Origin of the sequence: Tenacibaculum sp. SZ-18 (assembly GCF_002813915.1) — a bacterium.
In the GTDB taxonomy this organism is placed as follows: Bacteria; Bacteroidota; Bacteroidia; order Flavobacteriales; family Flavobacteriaceae; genus Polaribacter.
In genome coordinates this window covers 3,627,817-3,644,565 of sequence record NZ_CP019335.1, presented here as the reverse complement: position 1 = coordinate 3,644,565, position 16,749 = coordinate 3,627,817, and the positions used below count along the sequence as shown (strand labels likewise).

At 30.0% G+C, this 16,749-nt stretch carries 20 protein-coding genes; 13 read left to right on the top strand and 7 right to left on the bottom strand.

Translation table 11 applies throughout. The annotated features are described in order from the left end of the window. Positions 1-22 precede the first annotated feature (22 nt). Positions 23-997 (bottom strand): LuxE/PaaK family acyltransferase, encoded by a 975-nt coding sequence (locus tag BTO06_RS16600; protein ID WP_100926826.1) that lies wholly within the window; start codon positions 995-997, stop codon positions 23-25. A gap of 82 nt (positions 998-1,079) precedes the next feature. On the opposite strand from BTO06_RS16600, the gene BTO06_RS16595 reads away from it, so the two are divergent. From BTO06_RS16595 to BTO06_RS16575, 6 genes are all read left to right on the top strand, one after another. Then, positions 1,080-1,706, top strand: a complete 627-nt coding sequence (locus BTO06_RS16595; protein ID WP_100926363.1) for a DUF6970 domain-containing protein — start codon at positions 1,080-1,082, stop codon at positions 1,704-1,706. Between the two features lie 81 nt (positions 1,707-1,787). Beyond that, positions 1,788-2,483 (top strand): hypothetical protein, encoded by a 696-nt coding sequence (locus tag BTO06_RS16590; protein ID WP_100926362.1) that lies wholly within the window; start codon positions 1,788-1,790, stop codon positions 2,481-2,483. A 10-nt stretch (positions 2,484-2,493) separates the two neighbouring features. Further along, positions 2,494-3,033 carry an RNA polymerase sigma factor gene (locus tag BTO06_RS16585; protein WP_100926361.1) on the top strand — a complete coding sequence of 180 codons (540 nt, stop codon included), beginning with the start codon at positions 2,494-2,496 and terminating at the stop codon, positions 3,031-3,033. Then, positions 3,033-4,334 carry an outer membrane beta-barrel protein gene (locus tag BTO06_RS16580; RefSeq protein WP_100926360.1) on the top strand — a complete coding sequence of 434 codons (1,302 nt, stop codon included), beginning with the start codon at positions 3,033-3,035 and terminating at the stop codon, positions 4,332-4,334. Before BTO06_RS16585 ends, BTO06_RS16580 begins: the two co-directional genes overlap by 1 nt. A 76-nt stretch (positions 4,335-4,410) precedes the next feature. Then, positions 4,411-4,539 (top strand): hypothetical protein, encoded by a 129-nt coding sequence (locus BTO06_RS18925; protein WP_257790643.1) that lies wholly within the window; start codon positions 4,411-4,413, stop codon positions 4,537-4,539. Positions 4,540-4,548: 9 nt separating this feature from the next. Further along, positions 4,549-4,941: a GNAT family N-acetyltransferase gene (locus tag BTO06_RS16575; RefSeq protein WP_198517174.1), complete on the top strand. Its 393-nt coding sequence runs from the start codon at positions 4,549-4,551 to the stop codon at positions 4,939-4,941. A 27-nt stretch (positions 4,942-4,968) separates the two neighbouring features. Here BTO06_RS16575 and BTO06_RS16570 read toward each other — a convergent pair whose 3' ends face one another. Beyond that, positions 4,969-6,018: an isoaspartyl peptidase/L-asparaginase family protein gene (locus BTO06_RS16570; RefSeq protein ID WP_100926359.1), complete on the bottom strand. Its 1,050-nt coding sequence runs from the start codon at positions 6,016-6,018 to the stop codon at positions 4,969-4,971. Positions 6,019-6,125: 107 nt separating this feature from the next. Between BTO06_RS16570 and amaB the strand changes: the two genes are divergently transcribed. The 3 genes from amaB to BTO06_RS16555 all read left to right on the top strand — a co-directional run bounded on the left by amaB (position 6,126) and on the right by BTO06_RS16555 (position 10,758). Then, positions 6,126-7,667 carry an L-piperidine-6-carboxylate dehydrogenase gene (gene amaB, locus BTO06_RS16565; RefSeq protein WP_100926358.1) on the top strand — a complete coding sequence of 514 codons (1,542 nt, stop codon included), beginning with the start codon at positions 6,126-6,128 and terminating at the stop codon, positions 7,665-7,667. A 1,606-nt stretch (positions 7,668-9,273) separates the two neighbouring features. After that, a complete protein-coding gene (pth, locus tag BTO06_RS16560) occupies positions 9,274-9,903 on the top strand; it encodes an aminoacyl-tRNA hydrolase (RefSeq protein WP_232731483.1) in 630 nt (209 codons plus the stop codon). A 9-nt stretch (positions 9,904-9,912) separates the two neighbouring features. Next, positions 9,913-10,758 (top strand): hypothetical protein, encoded by an 846-nt coding sequence (locus tag BTO06_RS16555; RefSeq protein ID WP_100926357.1) that lies wholly within the window; start codon positions 9,913-9,915, stop codon positions 10,756-10,758. A gap of 5 nt (positions 10,759-10,763) precedes the next feature. On the opposite strand, the gene BTO06_RS16550 is transcribed toward BTO06_RS16555, so the two are convergent. The 3 genes from BTO06_RS16550 to BTO06_RS16540 all read right to left on the bottom strand — a co-directional run bounded on the left by BTO06_RS16550 (position 10,764) and on the right by BTO06_RS16540 (position 12,678). Continuing rightward, a complete protein-coding gene (locus BTO06_RS16550; RefSeq protein WP_100926356.1) occupies positions 10,764-11,213 on the bottom strand; it encodes a 6-pyruvoyl trahydropterin synthase family protein in 450 nt (149 codons plus the stop codon). Between the two features lie 245 nt (positions 11,214-11,458). Next, positions 11,459-11,911 (bottom strand): GNAT family N-acetyltransferase, encoded by a 453-nt coding sequence (locus BTO06_RS16545; RefSeq protein ID WP_100926355.1) that lies wholly within the window; start codon positions 11,909-11,911, stop codon positions 11,459-11,461. Then, positions 11,908-12,678, bottom strand: coding sequence for an enoyl-CoA hydratase/isomerase family protein (locus BTO06_RS16540; RefSeq protein WP_100926354.1), 771 nt, complete (start codon positions 12,676-12,678; stop codon positions 11,908-11,910). Before BTO06_RS16540 ends, BTO06_RS16545 begins: the two co-directional genes overlap by 4 nt. A 50-nt stretch (positions 12,679-12,728) precedes the next feature. On the opposite strand from BTO06_RS16540, the gene BTO06_RS16535 reads away from it, so the two are divergent. Continuing rightward, a complete protein-coding gene (locus BTO06_RS16535) occupies positions 12,729-13,184 on the top strand; it encodes a GNAT family N-acetyltransferase (protein WP_100926353.1) in 456 nt (151 codons plus the stop codon). On the opposite strand, the gene BTO06_RS16530 is transcribed toward BTO06_RS16535, so the two are convergent. Together BTO06_RS16530 and BTO06_RS16525 are read right to left on the bottom strand one after the other, a co-directional pair. Next, a complete protein-coding gene (locus tag BTO06_RS16530; RefSeq protein ID WP_100926352.1) occupies positions 13,181-14,515 on the bottom strand; it encodes an MATE family efflux transporter in 1,335 nt (444 codons plus the stop codon). The genes BTO06_RS16535 and BTO06_RS16530 overlap by 4 nt on opposite strands. Positions 14,516-14,581: 66 nt before the next feature. After that, positions 14,582-14,959, bottom strand: coding sequence for a Fur family transcriptional regulator (locus tag BTO06_RS16525; RefSeq protein ID WP_100926351.1), 378 nt, complete (start codon positions 14,957-14,959; stop codon positions 14,582-14,584). Positions 14,960-15,040: 81 nt separating this feature from the next. Here BTO06_RS16525 and BTO06_RS16520 point away from each other — a divergent pair, with 81 nt between their 5' ends. Genes BTO06_RS16520 through BTO06_RS16510 form a run of 3 tightly spaced genes read left to right on the top strand, consistent with a single transcriptional unit; the run spans position 15,041 to position 16,744 of the window. Continuing rightward, positions 15,041-15,442 carry a MerC domain-containing protein gene (locus tag BTO06_RS16520; protein WP_100926350.1) on the top strand — a complete coding sequence of 134 codons (402 nt, stop codon included), beginning with the start codon at positions 15,041-15,043 and terminating at the stop codon, positions 15,440-15,442. A gap of 15 nt (positions 15,443-15,457) precedes the next feature. Then, the gene (gene folE / locus BTO06_RS16515) at positions 15,458-16,117 is read left to right on the top strand and encodes a GTP cyclohydrolase I FolE (RefSeq protein WP_100926349.1); all 660 of its coding nucleotides are present in this window, start codon (positions 15,458-15,460) and stop codon (positions 16,115-16,117) included. Positions 16,118-16,129: 12 nt separating this feature from the next. Continuing rightward, complete coding sequence (locus BTO06_RS16510; protein WP_100926348.1) at positions 16,130-16,744, top strand: HAD family hydrolase; 615 nt, start codon at positions 16,130-16,132, stop codon at positions 16,742-16,744. Positions 16,745-16,749: the final 5 nt, after the last annotated feature.

Sequence of the window (16,749 nt, the reverse complement as noted above, 5' to 3'; positions counted from 1 at the left end):
AGTCGAAGGAGACTATGAAAATTTACAATACCATTAAGTTACAACCCCTAATATCTGAATTATCAAACCTCCCAATAATCTCAAAAGAATCATCAGCATGTACTTTTCCTAAGTCTTGAGTAGCGATAAACGAACAAGAGTTGTAGTTCGCTAAATCAATAATATTAATTCCACCAGTTTTTCCTTTAGTTTGAATTGATAACGGATCTTCAGTGTTTCTGGTTAGAATTTTCATCCAGGGCGGGCAAGCAAAAACTCCATTTCCATTCGAATATCCTTGACTCAATAATTCTGTCATACCATATTCAGAGTGAATATTTTCAACTCCAAAACCATTAGAAAGTAATTGATGAAGCTCAGTTCTTATCAATTCTTTTCTTCTTCCTTTCATACCTCCAGTTTCCATTATAATGGTGTTTTTAAGCTTGAAAGAATGTTGTTCTACCATATCAAGCAAAGCAAAAGAAACACCGATTAAGAGCACCTTTTTACCACTATTGTCTAATAGAGATAACTTTTTAGCAAGTTCATCCAGATTATTAAGGTAAAATCCGCTTTCTTTATGATTTGATTTTTCAATTAAATCATCAACCATATATACCAATGAAGAACCTTTCCTTTCTAAATAATTAGGAAGTAAAGCAAGTATAATATAATCATCAATATCACCATAAAAATGTTGAAATCCTTTAATATAACTTTCCTGATAGAGAGAAATATCAGTAACATAATGTTTACTAGTTACAGTTCCTGTAGTTCCTGAGCTCGAGAACACTTCTTCAACCTCATTCAAGGAAGAAATTACCTTTTTAGATTTGAAAAATTGAATTGGTAAAAACGGAATTTCGTTAATATTCTTCACATCACTAGCATGTACATATAGTAAATCACAGAAAGATCTATATACAGAATTATGCTCAAACTGATGTTTAAAAACTTGTAATACAACTTCTTGAAATTTTTGTTCTGTTTGTATGTTAAAAATTGAGTTTTTCATTTCCAAGAACAAAAATAATAGTATTTCACGCAACCCTTCGACAAAAATTACATCTTATCTGTAAACACCATAAAGTTTAGTCATGAAAACTGTATTAGAACTTATCTGTTTTACAATTATTTTGGGTTCTTGTAACAAGGGTGAAGAAATAAAAGTAATTAGTTCGTTTGATAATCCAATTGAACAATTATTCTGGTTGAAAAAGATTAAAACTGGTCTTGAACAATCAGTTGCTCCGGTAAAAACAGAAATTTATGAAGACACGTATAAACAAGAACGTATTATTCGTGTGAATTCATTTGTAGGTTGCAGTGATTCTAAAACAGATGTTTACAATTGTGGAGGAAATTTAATGTGTAAATTTGGAGGAATAGCTGGATTAAATACTTGTCCAGATTTTGATTCTCAAGCAACAAATAAAAAATTACTTTGGAAAAATCACGATCAGCCCAAAATTGATAAAGATGTGTATAACAACACAACAACAGATAATTATTCTATAACAAATATTGAACCGAATAACGATACTTTAAAAACTAGTATTTCATATAGTGGGTGTTTTCCAGATTCAGATCGAATTTCTCTTGTAGATTCTGAGTCTGTATTCGAATCTACAAGACTTCATCGTCTTTTAAAACTTAAGTTTTTAAAGAAGAATCTTGTTGCCGCGTTTTATGGAATATTAGAATTTAACATTAATAATTTATAAGTTTCTTCGATTAATAAGTTGAACTTATCAATTGCAGGTAGGAATAATAACATGACATATTAATATTTAAAAGTACAGAAAATGAAAAGAGTTTTAGCCATTTTAACCCTAGTATTTACTATCTCATCTTGTTCAGTTACAGATGAAGATGTAACCTTTGATCCAAAAGACCTTTTGTCGGGGAATTGGACGTTTGAGTATTCCAATAACGGAGAAACAGTTTTTAAACGAACGAATACATTGCCAAATGAAAAATACGGAGTGTCGTTTTTCAGAGATGGAAAATTTATAGAAAGAACATCTGATTGGAGTGGTACGCCTCAATTAGTTTTTTCTGATGTTCAAGGAACTTACCAATTAGAAAAAACTTTGATAAAAGTTAATATTGAAGGTTTTCCAGGAAATTATCATTGGAGAATAATTTCACTAACAAATAAGGAATTAGTTATTACACATGATAGAGCAGATCAAGAAACAGATCTTAAAGAATTGATGGATTTATTTAACAAACTTTATACAATGGCAACGAGTGAAACATGTCAGGATGCTAATGATTGGTCTTTTACTGCCTACGGATCAAAAGCGTGTGGTGGACCTCAAGGTTATTTGGCGTATCCAAATTCTATTAATGTAAATTTATTTTTAGAAAAAGTTGCATTTTACACTCAAAAAGAAAAAGAATATAATATTAAATGGGATGTAATTTCAACATGTGATTCACCAGCTCAACCAAATGGTGTAATATGTGAAAATGATTTACCAGTTTTAACATATTAAGAAGAAGAAGATTAATATACAAGAGCTCATAAAAAAGTGTAAGGAAAACAACCTCCAGGCACAATCTCAAGTTTACCAGCTTTATGCTGGTAAACTCTTTGCTTTGAGTTTAAAATATTCTCGTAATCAACATGATGCTGAAGATGTATTACAAGATAGTTTTTTAACTGCTTTTGCAAAGATTCATCAATACAAATCGAAGGGATCTTTTGAAGGTTGGTTAAAACGAATTGTGATCAATACAGCATTACAGAAATACAGAAAAGAACCTGCGCTTTATTTGGTGAAAGATGAAATAATATCTGAAGAAGAGGAAGTTGATTTTAATGAGAGTGCGATTGGAGTAAACGATTTATTAGCAATGATTCAAGTATTGCCAGACCGGTACAGATTGGTGTTCAATTTATATGTTCTAGATAGTTTTTCTCATAAAGAAATAGCAGAGATGTTACATATTTCTGTTGGAACATCAAAATCTAATCTATCAAGAGCAAAGCAAATATTAAAGAAGGCAATTGAAAATCGTAGGGAAAAATTAGAAAAGGCATAATGATGGAAGACAAAAAAATAGAAAGATTATTTCAAGAAAAACTTAAGGATTTTGAGGTACAGCCTTCTCCTTTAGTTTGGGATAATATTGAAAGTAACTTAACTAAAAAGAAGAAAAGAAGAATTTTTCCTATTTGGTGGTTTTCAAGTGGAGTAGCTTCTTTGTTAATCATCGGTTTATTCCTTTATCCGTATATAAATGATTTTGAAAAAAATATTCCTATTGAAGAAAAGATATTAAATGAAAAAGAGGTTAAAATAGAAGAAACTAACAATACAAATAAAGAGAATGTATCGACCCCAATATTTCAAGAAGGGAAAATTAAAAAAGAACCTTTAAAGTTTGATTCAGGAAAATCAGTAACATCAGCCTATGAAAAGCGAATGATTAGTAGAAAAATTAAAAAAGAGAAAAAACCATCAATTTCGTCTGTTTCTTTGAAGGGTTTACAGGCAAATTCAAAAATTGCTATGAAAAGTATTTTTGTGGAGCCTTTGATTTTTGAAAAGGATGAAAAAGTAGAAGAGAAAATGGATTTTATAGCTGAGATAAACAAAAAGAAAAATAATAAAAAAGAGAAGATAGAAGATTCCAAATGGAGCATTTCTCCAGTAATAGGAATTTTAAGTTCTCAATCACTCAGTCAATCATCTTCAATAGATGCCAGTTTAAATGAAAATGAAATATCAAATCCGGGTACATTTTCCTACGGAGTAAGTTTTACTTTCGATATTAATGAGAAACTTTCTATAAAATCAGGAGTACAATTTCAAAATATGAGTTATCATACAGAAAATATAGGAATCGTGTCAAACACAACTATTACTAATAACTTAGAGAACATTAGTTTTAATGGATCAGATAACTTCTTATATGTAAGTAATTCCGAGCAAAGTTTTCTTGAGGATATAGGAATAACATCATTCGGAACAATCAGTGAAGGAACTATTGAACAGGATATTAATTACATGGAATTCCCTGTAGAGCTGAAATACAGGTTATTTATGTTAGGTAAATTTCAAACGAGTTTAGTTTCAGGATTTAGCACTTTATTTTTAACCGATAATTTAATTACAACTCGTACAGCAAATTTTTCAAGAGAAATAGGTAAAGCAAATAATTTAAACAAGTTTAATTTCAGTGCAAATTTAGGTTTAGATGTGGAATTTAATATAAATAAAAAAGCAAGATTTAATATTAACCCAATGTTCAAATCTCAACTAAATACATTTTCAGATAATCCAACGAATTTCAGACCTTTTATAATTGGTGTTTATTCAGGATTGAGATATAGTTTTTAAATAAAATTATTTTTTAAATAATTTGTTTCAATGTTAGTTTTTATTTTAATTTTCCAACGATTTTAAATAGTGAGCTATGGAAATAAGTGTACGAGAAATTGAATCAAGAGATATTGATTTACTTTTAGATTATTGGTATAATTCAAGTGAAGAACATTTTTTGAAAATGGGTGCGGATAATAGTAAACTTCCTAGTAGGAATTAATTCTATTCCATTCTTGAACAGCAAATAACAACTCCTATACAAGAGAAAAAATCCTATGCATTAATCTGGGAAGAAAATGGTGTACAAATTGGTCATACAAATGCAAACAATATACTTTTTGGAAAAGAAGCATTTATGCATTTACATGTTTGGGATACATCAAAACGAAAAAAAGGTTTAGGTAATAATTTGATTAAAAAGTCACTTCCGTTTTATTTCAAAAACTTAGAAATTGAAACACTATTTTGCCAGCCATACGCGTTAAATTTAGCGCCAAATAAGACACTAAAAAAAGTAGGATTCGAGTTTGTTAAAGAGTATGTTACTATTCCGGGATCTATAAATTTTGAACAAAAAGTAAACCTTTGGAAAATGACACGTGACCAGTTTTTATTGTTCTAAATTTTATTCGGAATAAAATATCGCATTTTAGTCTTTATATATTTTTATCTCTGCCTCTCCTTTATCGTTCATTGAAGCTCGATACATTCCAGCTGTGTTAAATTCAAAAACCATATTTCCGTTTTTATCAACAGCAATAATTCCACCTGTTCCACCAAGTTTGGTGAGTTTATTTTGGATTACCTCTTTCGCTGCATCTTTTAAAGAAAGTCCTTTATAATCCATTAATGCAGAAATATCATGCGCAACTTGAGCTCTGATAAAATACTCTCCCCAACCAGTTGAAGAAACTCCACATGTGGCATTATTTGCATAAGTTCCTGAACCAATAATAGGAGCATCTCCAATTCTATTCCAACGTTTATTTGTCATTCCTCCAGTTGAAGTTCCTGCGGTGATATTTCCATTTTTATCCAAAGCAACACAACCAACAGTTCCAAATTTAGAATCTTTTATTAAAGGATCATAGAAAGCTGATTTTCCATCGTGATCTAACTCAGCCTTCATTTTTTCTTTTATTCTTTGTAATGAGTTAAATCGGTTTTCGGTAAAAAAGTATTTTGGATCAACAATTTCAACACCTTGTTCTTTTGCGAATATTGAAGCTCCTTTTCCAGATAGCATTACATGTTCAGAGTTTTCCATTACTTTTCTGGCAAGAGTAATCGGATTTTTAATATCGGTAACACCTGCTACAGATCCAGCATTTAAATCATTCCCAGTCATAATAGAAGCGTCCAGTTCATTGTTTTCTTCATGAGTAAAAACGGCACCTTTTCCGGCATTAAATAGAGGAGAGTTTTCTAGAATGTGAATAGTTTGTTCTACAGCATCGATGCTTTTTCCCCCGTTTTTAAGAATATTATATCCAACTTTAATGGCTTCTTCCAGTTTTTCTTTATAAGCTTTTTCCTTTTCTGGAGTCATATTTTTCTTTAAAATTGTACCAGCTCCACCATGAACTACTAAAGCAAATTCGTTTGTTTTCTGAGGTTTATCGGATTTTTGTTCAATAGGATTTGTACAGTTAACAAGTAATACAGACACTGCAAATAGTGTTGAAAAAAATGTTTTCATAAAAAGTTTGATTTCAAACAAAAAACTAATGTTTTGTTTAATTTATTAATTTAGAAATATTTGTAAATTTGACTTTTCAATTTAAACAACTAAAACGTAAATACAAAATGGCAGATTTTGGTATTCAAGAAGCATTACAAACCCTTGGGTTAAAAGAAATAAACGAAGGAACATCAACAGGGTTAGACTGGTTTTCAAATGGAGAAATTATTGAAAGTTATTCACCAGTTGATGGTAAACTAATAGGAAAAGTAAAGGCATCTACAAAAGAAGATTACGAAAACGTAATGAAATCGGCTACAGAAGCTTTTAAATCTTGGAGAGTTTTACCAGCTCCACAAAGAGGAGAAATTGTACGTCAGTTTGGTGAAAAATTGAGAGAGAAGAAAGAAGCTTTAGGTAAATTAGTTTCTTATGAAATGGGAAAGAGTTACCAAGAAGGTTTAGGTGAGGTTCAAGAAATGATTGATATCTGTGATTTTGCTGTTGGTTTATCACGTCAATTACACGGTTTAACAATGCACTCTGAAAGACCAGGTCACAGAATGTATGAACAATATCACCCATTAGGAGTAGTAGGAATTATTTCTGCATTTAATTTCCCTGTTGCTGTATGGTCATGGAATACAGCTTTAGCTTGGATTTGTGGAGATGTTTGTGTTTGGAAACCATCTGAGAAAACTCCTTTATGTGGTGTAGCTTGTCAAAATATTATTGCAGAGGTATTAAAAGAAAATGATTTACCAGAAGGAATTTCTTGTTTAGTAAATGGAGATTACCAAGTGGGTGAGTACATTTCTAAAGATACAAGAGTTCCTTTAGTATCTGCAACAGGTTCTACTCGTATGGGTAAAATTGTAGCGAAAGAAGTTGCTGGTCGTTTAGGTAAAAGTTTATTAGAGTTAGGAGGAAACAACGCAATTATTGTAACTCCAGATGCTGATATTAAAATGACTGTTATCGGTGCTGTATTCGGTGCAGTAGGAACTGCTGGTCAACGTTGTACTTCTACACGTAGATTAATCGTCCACGAATCTATGTACGATAAAGTAAAAAATGCTTTAGTTGATGCTTATAAGCAATTACGTATTGGAAATCCATTAGACGAAAACAATCACGTGGGTCCATTAATCGATACACAAGCTGTTGAAATGTATAAAGATGCATTAGAAAAGGTTGTTGAAGAAGGTGGAAATATTATTGTTGAAGGTGGAGTTTTAGAAGGAGAAGGATACGAAAGCGGATGTTATGTAAAGCCTGCAATTGCAGAAGCTGGAAACCACTATGACATCGTTCAACACGAAACGTTTGCACCAGTATTATATTTATTAAAATATACAGGAGAAGTTGAAAATGCAATTGCTTTACAAAATGGAGTTGCTCAAGGATTATCTTCTGCTATTATGACAAATAATTTACGTGAAGCGGAGCGATTCTTATCTCACGCAGGATCTGATTGTGGTATTGCTAATGTAAATATCGGAACTTCTGGTGCTGAAATTGGTGGAGCCTTTGGAGGTGAAAAAGAAACTGGTGGTGGTAGAGAATCAGGATCTGATGCTTGGAAAATTTATATGCGTCGTCAAACAAATACAATTAACTATACAACTGAATTACCTTTAGCACAAGGAATTAAATTTGATTTATAAGATTCGTGTTTTTATATAAAGATTTACAGGATTTCTATTTTTAGGAGTCCTGTTTTTTGTTTTTTAAGCAATAACGATTTTATAACTTTTACTTCTAATATTTAATAAAATTACATTAGAATTTTCTTTGAGACATTGAATTAATTTTGAAACAAATCCACCCACACTTTTTGAAAGAAAGAATCACCTCTTCAAACTTTCTTCAATATTTTTATCTCGATTGTCAAAAGAGTACTTTTTAGAAATACATAGGTTATTTTCTCCTCATAAAATATAGCGATAGTTTTGTCTTCTTGAAGTAAGGATGTAATTCTGATTATAAAATTTTTCCATAGCAAATTATTTTCTAATATAATTTTTGAAATCAGCCATAAATCTTTTGATTATATCTTCCTTTTTAATTTTTATAGTGAAGAATATATTAGGTATTTGTCTATCTGTTTTGCGTGAGATTTATAACCATTCTTTTTAGGTATTATTATCCTTAAGTAATAACCTCTTAATTCATACCATAAAATAACCTTAAAATTGCTGGTCTGTTATTATCATAACTAAAATAATATATCCTATCTTCTTTCAAATTATAAACAAATAGACAAGCTAATATTATCATACCTTCTGCAAATAAGATATAATGTTTCTTCTCATTAAATTTTCATTGGAAGCATAATTTTAAAAGTATTTTTGTTATTTGAACCTTTAAAATATACATGCTAAAATAAAACAAGAAAACAAAAAGTAAATGTAGAATGCACATCATGTAAAGATTGAATGCCATTTGATAATGTATCATTGTAACGGAAAGATTTGTCTTACTCAGTTTTGTGATTATCTACAATCTATTAGTATAAAAATAAAAGAGCCACATAATTGTGGCTCTTTTAAATGTTCACAGTCCCCCCGAACTATAAACGATTATATTTTTAAAACTTAATTACATTACCTATGCTGTAAAGATATGATGGATTTCAGTTGATTTTTATTTTTATCGATGAATCGCTTGGTTTTAAAGGCAGTTTAGTAATTAACAATGGTTAATAAGCAGTTATTTCATCTAAAGTTTCTATTTATGTAGATTAACGGTATTAAGTGATCGTAAATATGTGAATAAAACAATAAAAAAAAGGAATCAATTTTATCATTGACTCCTTTCCTATTGCTCAAAGCCCCCTTGACTGTAAACAAAAAAAGTTACTATACTTACACTTCAAAGATACTAAGACTTACTTATTCTAATTGAGGTTTCAGCCGAAGTGTAGTTTTCTAATGATAATTTGGAATTTTGTGATGTTTAATACAGAAAAAGGAAGTTTTAATTTAGTATAGGTTTTATCAATATAAAAAATAGAGTCACCGTTAGATGACTCTATTTTTTTATGTTCACAGTCCCCCCGAACTATAAACGAATATCTAAATGAAATTTATGGTCTAGGTGTAAGTTATAAATCATTTTATGATTATTCTGTTTAATATCGACGAAAGGTATTAATTGCTAGTTGATTATAAATCAAAATAGGTTAATTAATATTTGTTAATACCTTTAAATCCATTCAGGTAGTTACTCAGTAAAACTTTTTGAGTTAATTTTACATCTTATTTAAATATTATGGGTATTCTTTCATTTTTAGAAAAACTATTCAAAAGTAAAAAGGAAACACAAGAGGAGATCATGAAAAAGTTTTTAGTAGTTGGATTAGGCAATATTGGAGAAAAATATAACAGTACACGTCATAATATAGGTTTTAAGATTGTAGATGCTTTAGTTAAAGACTATGAAGAATCTTTTACCACGGAAAAATTAGGCGATTTAGCAAAAATTAAAATTAAAGGTAAAACAGTATTTGTATTAAAACCAAATACTTTTATGAATTTGAGTGGAAAAGCAGTTTTATATTGGATGAAAAAAGAAAATATTTTGATAGATAACGTTTTGATTATTACCGACGATCTTAATATTGATTTTGGAAAAATTCGTTTAAAAGGAAGAGGAAGTGCAGGAGGACATAATGGATTAAAAGATATTCAAGAGAAACTAAATACTGGTTCTTATCCACGTTTTAGATTTGGAGTAGGCTCTGACTATCGTAAAGGAGGTCAGGTTGATTTTGTACTAGGAAAGTGGAGTGATGAAGAGGAAAGTACTCTAATTGAAAGAATTCCGACAAGTATAAAAGTCGTAGAGTCATTTGTTAATGCAGGATTGGCAAATACAATGAATACTTTTAACGGAAAGTAAGATTATGCTATGAAAATTGGTATTTCAGTTAATAGAGCCTTATTAATTGGTCATGTAATTGTCAATTTGCCTGTGTTATGCTTTATTTTAGGGACACCTTTATTGACATACTATTTTTTTAGTTTAAACATTGTACCTATTTGGTCTATTCCGATAAGTATAATTGCTGGTTTTGGTTTAGCATGGTTTATATGGAGTTTTATGATTACCAAATGGAGAATTTGGGCTTTTGAAAACGTAAGAAATGTACATGATTTAAAAAAACGAGCTATAGAGGAAAAGTTACTATGGGAAGATGGTAATTGGTTTGAGAAAACAGAAATTAGAAGTAAACAAGATAAAATTGATTTAGAGAGAACCTTTAGAAAGTTTGAGAAAGAAGATCAATTCAGAGAAGATTATTTACTCCCAAAAAAAACAAAGATTTATTATTCACGTTGTAGTAATCCAATAGAAATTGTTAGTACAATACTAATATTTCTTCTTGCATTTTATTTTATTCTTTATAAGAATGATGATATAAAATATGTAATAGGAGCTTTACTTACATTAATTATTGTTTTCCGAGATTTCCTCAAGACCTGGAAAAAAATTACTAGTAATGAACCAATCATTGAAATTGATGCGAGTGGAGTTACAACGGAAAAATCAGGTTTTAAAAAATGGTCACAGATTGAGGGAGAAGATGTTATTAAGGAATATTTTAAAGAGTCTAAACTAGAAGTATATTTGGTTTATTATTATGATCAAGAGAACGAAGTAAAAATTAATCTCAAAGAGTTAAATGTAAACTATAAGGAAATGATAAACATCCTTAAAACTTATAGAATTAGAAATAACAAAAACCGAGGATAAAATATTTAATTATCGCTAGCAAACCACTCCGCGTAGCAGGTCTCAGTTTCTTGTAGTTTTAAAGAATGTAAAGTAAGACCTTCTGGTAGTTGTGCTTTGATTTTTCCTGCAAAATCTAAAATCATCATTTCACTCGATGGTTGATAATCTACTAAAATAATATTATGACCGAGTTCAAGTAAATGATTCGCCAAATCTAAATGTGGAGTATTCTTATTCAAAATTGTTGCATGATCAAAAATATCAACAACTTCTTTATTTACAATCTTTTTTAAATCACCAAAATCAATAACCATCCCGTACTTAACGTTGTTTGGGTCATTTATTGGTGTTCCAATTACAGTTACTGATAATTTATAACTATGTCCATGAATATTCTTACATTTTCCATCGTAACCGTACAGTGCGTGTGCTGTTTCAAAAGTGAACTGTTTTGTAACTCTAATTGTCCTCATAATAGTGTGCAAAATTATATAAAATAGTAATACAGAGCACAATCATCTTTAAATAATTGGATTAAAAAAAATTCATCTTCCAATATTTTTAAAATCAACACTTTATAGATATACCATTGGAGCATTGTTTGTATAAAACCCGACGATCTTACAAATAGGAATTTTAGCGTTTATTTCGCATTTTATTGTAAAAATATACAACTACTAAACCTACCGCTAATACAAGAAATAAATATTGATCCATTTTAATATAATTTTTTTTCAAAACAAAGGCTTTCTACCAAACCGTGATATTGACCATAATTTTGAGTTAAAGTATAGTTGTTTTTTTTATATAAATGAACGGCTTCCACTTGTCGAATACCTGTTTCTAAAATACACCTTTCGAAAGATAATTCTTTTGCCCATTTTTCAAGTTCAATCAAAATTTTTGATGCCATTCCTTTACCTCTAGATTTTTTTGAGGTAAACATTCTTTTAATTTCCATCGTTTGAGTATCAAATTGTTTCATTGCACCGCAAGCAACAGGAATAGAATCGATATAGCCAATGATAACATATTTAATATTGTCTATTCCATTATATTGATTGTAGAAGTCATGATCATCACCATCAGTGATAGCTAAATAAGCATCAAGTTGTTTTACCAACTCAATAAAGTCTTTATTCTTAGAATTTGTTCGAATTAAGGAAATCACTTTTTAAATTTTGCTAAGGCATTTTTAGTGAAATTAGAAAGTACTAGCTTACCAGAAGTTTCTGCTCGATCAATTAGTAAAGTATCCCAATGTTCCGTACCTAACCACAAAGCTCTTTTCATTTCATCTAAAGCTTCAGGGTTATAGGAAGCTAACTTTGCAGCCAATAATTCTACTTCTGTATCTAATTCAGAAATTGACTCAAATACACGTGCATATAATCCTTTATCTTTTGCCCAATATGCATTTTTCCAGTTCGTGGCGTCTAATGTTAATTCTGCTAATCCGCTAACACCAACTTTACGTTCTACAGCAGGAGCAATTACAAAAGGTCCAATTCCAATAGTTAATTCTGAAAGTTTAATGGAAGCCGCTTCTGTTGCTAAAACATAATCACAAGCACCAGCTAAACCAACACCGCCTCCTACAACTTTTCCTTGGATACGACCAATTACTAATTTTGAACATTTGCGCATCGCGTTGATAACATTAGCAAAACCAGAAAAGAAAGCTTTCCCATCTTCTAAATTATCAATTGCTACCAATTCATCAAAAGAAGCGCCAGCGCAAAAGGCACGTTCTCCTTCAGATTTTAAAACGATAACTGAAACGTTAGTATCATCAGAGAGTTTATCAAACTCTTTAGCTAATCTATCTAATAATTCACTTGGAAATGAATTGCTTGCTGGATGTCCAAATTCAATAGTTGCTACTTTATTATCAATTTTGGTATATAAACTCCCGTTGGGTCTTATTGTTGTAGTCATTATTTAGTTGTTTGTTCAAAAATAGTGGTAATTTTAGTCTTTGAGAAATTATGATTGATCAAAACATAAAAATTAAAACAATTCATGGAGCTCCAAGTAAAGAAGTTTTGGATGATCTATTGATGTTGTATACTTTGGTTTTTGAAGATGCAATAGTTGATTTTTTTATGGAAAGAATTTCAACCAAAGAAGATGTAGTTTCAATAATCGCTTATAAAAATGAAGTTCCAGTTGGATTTAAAATTGGATACCGATACAATGAAAGTACTTTTTACAGTTGGGTTGGCGGTGTTTTATTGAATCATAGAAAAAAAGGAATTGCTAAAAAATTAGCAGCATCTCAAGAGTCAATTGCAAAGGAAAAAAGATTTACTAGATTAAGAACAAAATCTATGAATCGATTTAAGCCTATGTTGATTTTAAACTTGAAGAATGGGTTTGATATTGTTCAAGTGTATATCAATGAAAAAGGGCAACAAAAAATTGTTTTTGAGAAGGAAATTTAGCGTTGTTGAGCCAATGCTAAAAACTTCTTTCGAAATACTATAATTAATGGCAAACCACGAGCTATAATCCAAGCGAAGAATGCAATCCATATTGCATATAATTTGTAATCTAAAGAATCAAAAAACAGCAGTATAGGAATGAAAACTATTCCGGTTGTTATTAACAGTAAATTACGTAAATATTTCATTTCTCCCATTCCCTTAAATATCCCATCGTAAATAAAAGCTAAAGAGCAAAAAGGTTGCATAACTAATATAATCCAGAATGAAGTATAGAAAGTATCTAAAACTTCTTTTTCTTGCGTAAATAATCTTCCAATAGGTTCATACAATATAAAGCCAATAATTGCCATAAGAACCCCCAAAGAAAAACCATACAAAATCAATCTATTACCTAATCTTACTAAAGTTTTATATGCTTTAGCTCCCAATAGTTTTCCTGATAAAATATTCCCAGCAGAAGAGTATCCATCAATTATAAATGCTCCCATAAGCCATAGATTTAAACCAATAGTGTAAGCAGCAATATATTCGTTTCCATAGTCGGTAGCATAAGACGTACCAAAATATAAAGCAATATTTAAAGCAATAGTTCTGACGAACAAGTTCAAAACCATATTGATAAATCTAGGTACTTCATGATTAAATGGTAAGCTAAATTTTAATGAAATATTAGTTTTATTATACAATAAAATCAATGATAAAACAGCCATAATAACCTGAGCAATAACACTTGCATAAGCTGCTCCTTTAATGTGCATGGCTGGTATATAATCTTCAACTCCATATACAAAAAGAATATCTAGAATTATATTAATTAATGTTCCAACAATAGCAATAATCATTGGATAAAAGGTGTTTTGTAATCCTCTAAATGTTCCGTAAACTGCGATAGTAAATAAAGTAAAAGGAAAACCAAAAACACGGATTTTATAATAGTCAATAGAATACTCTAAAACTTGACCAGAAGCATTGTAAAACTCGAAGATTTCTTTCGCAAAAGGATAACTAAGAGTAAGAATGAATATACTTGTTAATACAATGATTACAGTAGCCTGAGCAGGTAGATTTTTAATTTCATTTAATTTTTGAGCGCCAACATATTGGGAAACTATAGAAGAAATTCCACTGCGAACTTGTCCAAAAACCCAAATCAACATAGAAAGGAAAGCACCAACAATTCCAATAGCGGCAATACTTTCAGTTGCATTTTCGTTAATATTTCCAATAATCGCTAAATCTGTAGTAGAAAGTAGAGGTTCAGCAACACCAGTAATTAATGCAGGAATTGCTAATTTATTAATGTAATTAAAACTAATATCGTGTTGCATAAAAGTCCACAAAAGTAACCATTATATATCTTGAAAGATCTTTTTAAAGACTATAAAATGTTATCATTAGGCGCAATTTCCACATCTACCAGTTAAAAGAACAGAAGCATTTTCAATGGTGTAATTTTCTAATTTTGGTATAGAAATCTCAACAGATAAGCAGGTTACTTTTTTACATTCTGTACATTGAAAATGAGGATGGATATCATTATGATGACTAGAGGAACAACTTGTGCATTTTGCATACCACTTAATGCCCTCAATTCCCATGAAAGAATGAACCACACCATCATTTTCGAGTCTATCTAAAACTCGGTAAACTGTAGTTTTATTCATTTCTTCATTAAGTTGAGCAACTAAATCAACAGCTGAAATTGCTGAAATTCCAGGCTCAAATAAACTTAATAATCTTTTAACCGCTTTCGTTTTTCTTATAACTCCCATAAAACCAAAATAAAGCAACATTGTTGCAATTAAAAAAATGACGTATTTTTGCTAATTCAAAATTACTAAATTAAGAAATCAATGGTACTGAAGCAAAAGTCGGATACATTAGGAGCATTATCAAGCAGTTTATGCCTTGCTCATTGTATATTTACGCCTTTTTTATTTGTCATTCAATCCCATGCTGCTTGTTGCAGTGTAGAGTCGGTTCCTTTCTGGTGGAAAAGTATCGATGTTTTATTTTTAATAATATCATTTTTTGCAATAAACAGATCAGTTAAAACTACTTCCAAGAATTGGATGAAATATGCCTTATGGTTTACGTGGTTTTTACTATTTTTAGTTGTTGTAAATGAATATTTTAATTGGGTAGGTTTACCTGAACAGAGTATTTATTTTCCAGCGTTAAGTTTGGTATTTTTACATATATATAATGGCAAATATTGCCAATGTGAAAACGATACATGTTGTGCTAATAACTAAATAAAATATTAAGAAATGGAGAAACATGATCATATAGGAGATAACCATATTTCAACAAATGTTGAAACACCTTTGGTTGCGAATGCTTTTGATAAATCTGACGATGAGAAAATAGCAAATATTCAAGGGTATTTTGCTAAAATTATGGAAGAGTTAGGTTTAGATTTAACTGATGATAGCCTTTCAGGAACTCCTTATCGTTTTGCAAAAATGTACGTAAAGGAATTGTTTTATGGTTTAAATCCTGCTAATAGACCAAAAGCATCTACTTTTGAAAACAAGTATGGTTATGGTAAAATATTGGTAGAGCAAAATATTACCATTGATTCTTCATGCGAACATCATTTTCTTCCAATTACAGGTTATGCACATGTTGGTTATATTCCAAAAGATAGGGTTATTGGACTTTCGAAAATCAACAGATTGGTAGATTATTATTCTCACAGACCACAAGTACAAGAGCGTTTATGCTTACAAATTCTAAAAGATTTACAAGAAACGTTAGGAACTGAAGATGTAATTGTATTAGTTAACGCCAAGCATTTATGTGTTTCTTCTCGTGGAATTAAAGATAAAAATAGCTATACAACAACCATTGAATACGGAGGAAGTTTCAACGATTTAGCCGTTCGTAACGAGTTTTTCAAAATTTGTGAGTTTGAAAATAGAGAATAACTTGTTCATTATATGGAGAACATTAAAGTTATAGTTTTTGATTTATACAATACATTAGTTGAAATAAAAGACAATCGTAATTTTTTCTTAGACTTGTATAAGAGTTCTTTGAATGGGTTTAACGTTGATATTCAGACATATTTCACCTATGTTTTAATCATGAATAAAGAAGATTTGTTTTCTGAAATGCCAAAGGAATTTTCAAGATTATATAAGGGTAAACAAGAAAACTTAATATCAGAATTAGAATCTGTTGCAGTTTATAAAGAAGTTAATTCTGTGCTGGAAAAATTAAAACAAAACTATAAATTGTATTTAATTTCAAATTTAGCTTTTCCTTACGCAAAACCAGTTTATAATTTAGGACTTGACTCTTATTTTGATAAAATCATATTCTCATATGAATGTGGATTTTTAAAACCAGACTCTAATATTTTCAAAACAGTAGAACTAGCTTCAGAATTCCGTTCGGAGGATATTCTTATGATTGGTGATTCTTTAAAAGCAGATATTAAAGGAGCGAAAGAAATAGGTTGGAAGTCTATTCAAATTAATAGAAAACAAGCTCCTTTAGATAATCAAATATCTAATTTAAATCAGTTAAAAGATTTTGGATTAGTAATTTAAAATAA